General features: G+C 62.4%; 8 protein-coding genes and 1 pseudogene. 1 reads left to right on the top strand and 8 read right to left on the bottom strand.

Translation table 11 applies throughout. The features are described 5' to 3' along the window. The coding region (locus tag AC1D00_RS20360; protein ID WP_477011898.1) for an SDR family NAD(P)-dependent oxidoreductase at positions 1 to 541 on the bottom strand (541 nt) is incomplete at its 3' end. Between the two features lie 186 nt (positions 542 to 727). Here AC1D00_RS20360 and AC1D00_RS20355 point away from each other — a divergent pair. Continuing rightward, entirely contained in the window at positions 728 to 1705 is a 978-nt protein-coding gene (locus AC1D00_RS20355; RefSeq protein ID WP_477011897.1) for a Bug family tripartite tricarboxylate transporter substrate binding protein, read from the top strand. Positions 1706 to 1786: 81 nt separating this feature from the next. Here AC1D00_RS20355 and AC1D00_RS20350 read toward each other — a convergent pair whose 3' ends face one another. From AC1D00_RS20350 to AC1D00_RS20320, 7 genes and pseudogenes are all read right to left on the bottom strand, one after another. After that, positions 1787 to 2233 carry a hypothetical protein gene (locus tag AC1D00_RS20350; protein ID WP_477011896.1) on the bottom strand — a complete coding sequence of 149 codons (447 nt, stop codon included), beginning with the start codon at positions 2231 to 2233 and terminating at the stop codon, positions 1787 to 1789. 134 nt (positions 2234 to 2367) lie between these two features. Then, the gene (rplQ, locus tag AC1D00_RS20345) at positions 2368 to 2784 is read right to left on the bottom strand and encodes a 50S ribosomal protein L17 (RefSeq protein WP_477011895.1); all 417 of its coding nucleotides are present in this window, start codon (positions 2782 to 2784) and stop codon (positions 2368 to 2370) included. A 184-nt stretch (positions 2785 to 2968) separates the two neighbouring features. Continuing rightward, positions 2969 to 4000 carry a DNA-directed RNA polymerase subunit alpha gene (locus AC1D00_RS20340; RefSeq protein WP_477011894.1) on the bottom strand — a complete coding sequence of 344 codons (1032 nt, stop codon included), beginning with the start codon at positions 3998 to 4000 and terminating at the stop codon, positions 2969 to 2971. Between the two features lie 110 nt (positions 4001 to 4110). Then, positions 4111 to 4500, bottom strand: coding sequence for a 30S ribosomal protein S11 (rpsK, locus tag AC1D00_RS20335; protein WP_007603045.1), 390 nt, complete (start codon positions 4498 to 4500; stop codon positions 4111 to 4113). Between the two features lie 123 nt (positions 4501 to 4623). Further along, positions 4624 to 4992: a 30S ribosomal protein S13 gene (gene rpsM, locus AC1D00_RS20330; RefSeq protein ID WP_477011893.1), complete on the bottom strand. Its 369-nt coding sequence runs from the start codon at positions 4990 to 4992 to the stop codon at positions 4624 to 4626. A gap of 185 nt (positions 4993 to 5177) precedes the next feature. After that, positions 5178 to 6071, bottom strand: coding sequence for an adenylate kinase (locus AC1D00_RS20325; protein ID WP_477011892.1), 894 nt, complete (start codon positions 6069 to 6071; stop codon positions 5178 to 5180). Next, a pseudogene (locus AC1D00_RS20320) lies at positions 6068 to 6835 on the bottom strand (preprotein translocase subunit SecY); the annotation flags it as partial. The pseudogene AC1D00_RS20320 and the gene AC1D00_RS20325, both read right to left, overlap by 4 nt.

Genomic DNA, 6835 nt, shown 5'->3' with positions numbered 1-6835 from the left:
GCACGGAATTGACGGTGACGCCGGTGCCGCGGGTGAGCTGCGCCAGACCGCGCCCGACCGAGAGCTGGGCGGTCTTGCTCATGCCGTAGTGGATCATCTCGACGGGAATGTTGAGGCCTGATTCCGAGGAGATGAAGACGATGCGGCCCCAGTTGCGCTTGAGCATGCCCTTCAGATACGCGCGCGACAGCCGCACGCCGCTCATGACGTTGACCTCGAAGAAGCGGCTCCAGTCCTCGTCGGGGATCTCGAAAAAGTCCTTTGGCTCGAAGATCCCGGCATTGTTGATAAGGATGTCGACCTCTGGCAGCGCCGCCACGAGCGCCTTGCAGCCCGCCGCGGTCGACACATCGGCAGCGATGCCGCGCACATTGCCACCCGCCGCTTCCAGCTTGCGCACGGCGGCATCGACCTTGTCCTGGCCGCGCCCGTTGATCACGACGCTCGCGCCCGAGGCGGCAAGGCCCTTGGCAATGGCGTGGCCGATGCCGGCGGTCGAGCCGGTCACCAGTGCAGTTTTTCCGGAAAGGTCGATATTCATGTAGTATCTCCATCAGATCGATGATGCGAATATCGGGCGCGGCGGATCGTGCCGCAATCGGCGCTCACCAATCAGTGAGACGCCGAGCACTTTTCCTGCGACAACGTGGACACCCTGCCTGAACCGCTGCTGGAACGATTATTGCTAGCAGCACGGCGTCTCATGTGAACACGGAAGAATTATGCGATGAAGCGAACGGCTCTCACGATTTTCCTCGGACTGGTCGGCTTGATGGGCGGCAATTCGCTCGCGCCGGCTCAAGCGGTCTATCCGGAGAAATCGTTGCAATTGATCTGCCCCTTCCCGCCGGGCGGCGCTTCCGACGTGGTCGCGCGCATCATCGGCAGCGAGCTGGAGACGCGGCTCGGCAAGCCCGTGATCATCATGAACCGTCCCGGGGGCGGCACCACCATCGCGGCCAAGGAAGTCGCGCGCTCGGCGCCTGACGGATACACCCTGTTCTTCAGCTCGAACTCGAGCTTCACGCTGCCGGCGGCCGTGAAGGAAAGCGTGCCTTACGACGCGGCCAAGGATTTCGAGCCGCTCGGCCAGGTCGGCAAGATCACGCTGGCGCTGGTCACCTACAAGGACAATCCGGTCAACGACGTGGCTGCGCTGGTCGCCGAAGCGAAGGCCAATCCCGACAAGCTGTCGCTCGCATCCTTCGGCGTCGCGACCGTCTCGCATTTCGCCGGCGAGCTGTTCAAGTCGAGTGCCGGGGTCAAGATGGTCCACCTGCCCTACAAGGGCAGTGCACCGGCGATGAACGATCTCATCGGCAAGCACATTCAGTACCACGTCGACACCGTGATCGCCGTGAAGCCGCAGATCGAGGCCGGCACCGTCAAGGTGCTCGCGGTGTTCTCGGGCAAACGCACGTCCTACCTGCCCGACGTGCCGACGCTTGCCGAACTCGGCTATGGCAACATCGACTTCGCGTCCTGGGGCGCGGTGGTCGCGCCCAAGGGGCTGCCGCCGGCCGTTCGCGACAAGCTGTCGGCGACGCTGGAGGAGATCATCAACGGCCCTTCCGTCATCGAGCGCTTCACCAAGGTCGGCTTCGAACCAGGCTTCACGCGCTACAGCGATTGGGCAGGAGCCATCGGCAAGGAGACCGCCGAGATGAAGGAGATCGCGCAAAGGGCGGGGATCAAGGAAGAATAGTCTCGCCGATCTTCGCCAGTCCCAAAAACAAAAGCGGCGCCCGAGGGCGCCGCTTTCAATTCCGTACCCGCTGAAACGGCTTTAGCTAGCGCTACCTCTGAGAACAGCGCGCTCTTTCGTGCCGTCCAAGACCTGATCAAGGTCCTTGGCGAAGGCGTTGACGAGCGCATATTCTGTCAAGAAGCGGATCGTGGCCGAGCTCGGCGCGTCAATAACAGTCGCTTGGCGATAGTCAGAAACAAGGTCGACCTGGACGAGAAGGATACCTCTGGCGTTGTAGGGCTTGACCGTCACTCGAAGATGACACTGGAAATCTTCGTCTTTGCCCACACCACCTTCGATTGTCGGTGGCRCTGTCGAACTCAAGGGAAAGGAGCTCAGAGAAGTGACAAAGAGTTCCTTTACATTCGACCGGTTGAACCACGCTGAAGCTTGGCCAGAAAATGTGCCTGATCTCACTACCGCCGTGAGTTCACCCAGCCATTGATCGTCCGGCACGTATGTGAGTTGTAATTCCGCATCACTCATGGCTCTAACGCCTCCACAATCCGAGCCAATTGCCACCTGGACAGCGCAGTAGCAACGAAAAGAGCGCGCAAAGCTGAGAGCAACAAAAAAGCGGCGCTCCAAGGCGCCGCTTTCTCAACTAAATGCCAGCCGACTTACGCCGCCTCGGCGTCCTTCTCCTGCACCGGACCGGAATCCTGGCCCTTGGCATCGACGTCGCGATCGACGAACTCGATCACGGCCATCGCGGCGTTGTCGCCGTAGCGGAAGCCGGCCTTGATGATGCGGGTGTAGCCGCCCTGGCGGTCCTTGTAACGGGTCGCCAGCACGTCGAACAGCTTCCTGACCTGATCCTTGTCGCGCATCTCGGAGATGGCCTGGCGGCGCATGGACAGCCCGCCCTTCTTGCCGAGGGTGACCAGCTTCTCCACGATCGGGCGCAATTCCTTCGCCTTCGGGAGCGTGGTGACGATCTGCTCGTGCTTGATCAGCGCGGCTGCCATGTTGGCGAACATCGCCCTGCGGTGCTCGGCCGTGCGGTTGAGCTTCCGATGAACCTTGCCGTGACGCATGTAACTATTCCTTACGTTAAAACTGCCGCGACGGTTCGTCGGACATGTTGCTCAGGTGGGCTGCCTGCGTTCGCCCGGTCGTCATTCCGGGGCGGCTCGCAGAGCCGAACCCGGAATCTCGAGGTTCCACAACGCGCAATTGCGCATTGGACGATGCTTGCGCATCGCCCCGGAACGACGAATCTCAGTAGTGATCTTCGAAGCGCTTGGCGAGCTCGTCGATGTTCTCCGGCGGCCAGCCCGGCACTTCCATGCCGAGATGCAGACCCATCTGGGCCAGCACTTCCTTGATCTCGTTCAGCGACTTGYGGCCGAAGTTCGGGGTGCGGAGCATTTCCGCTTCGCTCTTCTGCACGAGGTCGCCGATGTAGACGATGTTGTCGTTCTTCAAGCAGTTGGCCGAACGCACCGACAGCTCGAGCTCGTCCACCTTCTTGAGGAAGGCCGGGTTGAAGGCGAGGTCCGGGATGATCTCCTGGGCGACTTCCTTGCGCGGCTCTTCGAAGTTGACGAACACGTTGAGCTGATCCTGGAGGATGCGCGCGGCGTAAGCCACGGAATCATCCGGCGTCAGCGCGCCGTTGGTTTCGATCGTCATGGTCAGCTTGTCGTAGTCGAGGATCTGGCCCTCGCGGGTGTTCTCGACCTTGTAGGAGACCTTGCGGACCGGCGAGTACAGGCTGTCGACCGGGATCAGGCCGATCGGCGCGTCCTCGGGACGGTTGCGCTCGGCGGGCACGTAGCCCTTGCCGGTCGCGACGGTGAACTCCATGCGGATCTCGGCGCCTTCGTCGAGCGTGCAGATCTGGAGGTCCGGGTTGAGCACGACGACGTCGCCGACGGTCTGGATGTCGCCGGCGGTCACGACGCCCGGGCCCTGCTTCTTCACGACCATGCGCTTGGGGCCCTCGCCCTGCATCTTGATCGAGATGTCCTTGATGTTGAGCACGATGTCGGTGACGTCCTCACGGACGCCCGCGATCGAGGAGAACTCGTGCAGCACGCCGTCGATGTGCACCGACTGCACCGCCGCGCCCTGGAGCGAGGAGAGCAGGATGCGGCGCAGCGCGTTGCCGAGGGTCTGGCCGAAGCCGCGCTCGAGCGGCTCGGCGACGATGGTCGCGAAACGGGCCGGATCGCTGCCGGGCTGGATCTGGAGCTTGTTCGGCCGAATCAGTTCTTGCCAATTTTTCTGGATCGTCACTGTTTCACCCATACAGGCCAGTCAAACTGCTGGTGCAGACACTGGCGTTGGAGAAAGGCCGCGGATCATTCGCGCGGCTTTGCAAAAGTCATTGCGGGCGCCGATGCGCCCGCAACTTCGTATCAAACGCGCCGACGCTTGCGGGGACGGCAACCGTTATGCGGGATCGTGGTCACATCGCGGATCGAGGTGACGGTGAAGCCTGCGGCCTGGAGCGCGCGGAGCGCCGACTCGCGGCCCGAACCGGGACCGGCGACTTCGACTTCCAGCGTGCGCATGCCGTGCTCCTGCGCCTTCTTCGACACGTCCTCGGCGGCAACCTGCGCCGCGTACGGGGTCGACTTGCGCGAGCCCTTGAAGCCCATCGTGCCGGCGGAGGACCAGGCAATCGTGTTGCCCTGCGCGTCGGTGATGGTGATGGTCGTGTTGTTGAACGACGAGTTCACGTGCGCAACGCCGGAGGCGATGTTCTTGCGTTCACGACGGCGAACGCGGGTGGCTTCCTTGCCCATTGAGTACCTTTCCTGGAGATCTCAAACGCCGCCGTAATGCCAGCGGCTACACCTGTGGAACGAAAGGCGCGTGGCGAACGGGTCATCCCCGGTTCGCCACACGCCGCGATTGGATTCGAAAACTTACTTCTTCTTGCCGGCGATGGCCTTGGCCGGGCCCTTGCGCGTGCGCGCATTGGTGTGGGTACGCTGACCGCGCACCGGCAGACCACGACGATGACGCAGGCCGCGATAGCAGCCGAGGTCCATCAGACGCTTGATGTTGATGCCGACCTCACGACGCAGGTCACCCTCGACGAGATAGTCGCGGTCGATGACTTCGCGGATCTGGAGCACTTCGGCGTCGCTGAGCTGATTGACGCGACGATCCACCGGGATCTTCACCTTCTCCATGATCTCACCGGCGATCTTCTGACCGATGCCATGGATGTACTGGAGCGCGATCAGCACGCGCTTGTTGGTGGGAATGTTCACGCCGGCAATACGGGCCACGGCCTTCTCTCCTGTTGCCGGTCCTCGTCAGGACCAGGCTTTAAGTGCTTGTGTTCTCGGGCAGGTGTTCACAAACGCGAACACGACGCCCACCCCCGGTCTTCCTGGGGCCCGGCATCGTCTGAAACTATCCGACTTGGATGCGGGGCTTATTAAGGGATTCCGGGGGCTTTCGTCAACCGCTGCTAGCGCTTAGCTCGCTTTTTCGTGACCTTTTTTGCAGCCYTTTTGGCACCCTTTTTGACAGCCTTCTTGGCGGTCTTCTTGGCAGCCTTCTTTACCGCCTTCTTGGCGGTGGTCTTGCCCGCCTTCTTGGAGCCCTTCACGGCCTTCTTGGCCGCCTTTTTAGCGGATTTGGCGGGTTTTTTGGCCGCTTTCGCTGGCTTCTTGGCAGTTTTCGCCTTGGCGGCCCCCTTCTTGGCCGGCGCTGCCTTGGCCGCGTTCTTGGCGGTTCCCTTGGCAGTTCCCTTGGCATGCGTCTTGGGCTCGACTGCCCCGAGCGCCAGGAGCTGGCGGTGGATCGCACGGGTGACCTCGTCGATCGCCATCATGCCATCGATGGTCGAGAGCTTCCGCCGCTCGGAATAGTAGTGAATCAGGGGCTCCGTCTGGCTGCGGTAGCTGGCGAGCCGCTTGGCCAGGACCTCCGGGGTGTCGTCGAGCCGAACCTCCTCACCGCGCTCCCGCATCTGGGCGACTCGGGTCTCGACGCGACTCAGCAGCGCGCTTTCGTTGACGCGGAGCTCGATCACGGCGTCGAGCTTGAGGTGCTTGTGCCTCAGCAGCTCGTCCAGCGCCTCGGCCTGCGGCACGGTGCGCGGGAAACCGTCGAGGATGAAACCGTTCCTGGCGTCCGGCTGGTCGATCCGGTCGGAGATGATTCCGACCACGACGTCGTCGGGCACGAGGCCGCCGCTGGCCATGATCTCCTTGGCCTTCAGCCCCACTGGCGTTCCCGCCGCCACGGCCGCGCGCAGCATCTCGCCGGTCGAGAGCTGGACGATACCATAGCGCCGTACCAGCAGCTGCGCCTGGGTCCCCTTGCCCGACCCCGGCGGTCCCAGAAGTATAATTCTCATCGGCGTACGCCCCCCGGATTGGTGAGCGATACGTCGCGCACCTGTGTTTTGATATCAAGAGCGGTGCCAACCACAACCAGCGCTCCACCGCCATTGACGATCATACTATAAGGCAGCCCGATCCCGTAAAGCTCGAAGACCTCTGGAATCAACTGCAATGCCGTCAGGTGGACGGCTCCGACGACCGTCGTCAATGATACGACGCGGTCGAGATAGTCGGCAGTCGCCTCGCCCGCTGCAACACCGGGAATTGTGCCGTTACGCTGCGCCAGAGATTTGGCCGTGTATTCAGGGTCGACGACATTGGCCGTGTAGACGAAGGCGAGCACGAACACCGCGATCGACACCAGGATCATGTGAGCAGGCTGCCCCAATTGGAGATGCCGGTACGCCGCGGCGACCAGAGGGTGATCGCTACCCAGGACCAAGCCCGCAACGGCAAGCGGTAGAAAGAAGATCCACGGCGCCACGGTGACCGGAATCAGGAACCCGGCACTGTTGAGCTTGACCGGCAGCATCGCATCGCGCACCGGCAGTTGCCGGGTGCCGAAATTGAGCGCGCCAAACTGGACGCTTATATTTCGCCGCGCGCCTTCGACGAGGACGATCACGACGACGGTCGCGATCCAGAACAGGGCATGGCCGAGCACGAGATTGCTCGATATCGCACCCTGCCGCATGAGATCCAGGATGCCGGCGATGTCGCGCGGAAGCGCAACGACAATGCCGACGCTCAGGATCAGCGCCAGGCCATTGCCGATGCC

This window comes from Bradyrhizobium sp. P2_E8 (assembly GCF_056403875.1).
Note: the sequence above shows the minus strand (reverse complement) of the source record. Positions and strands in the feature narration are given on the sequence as shown.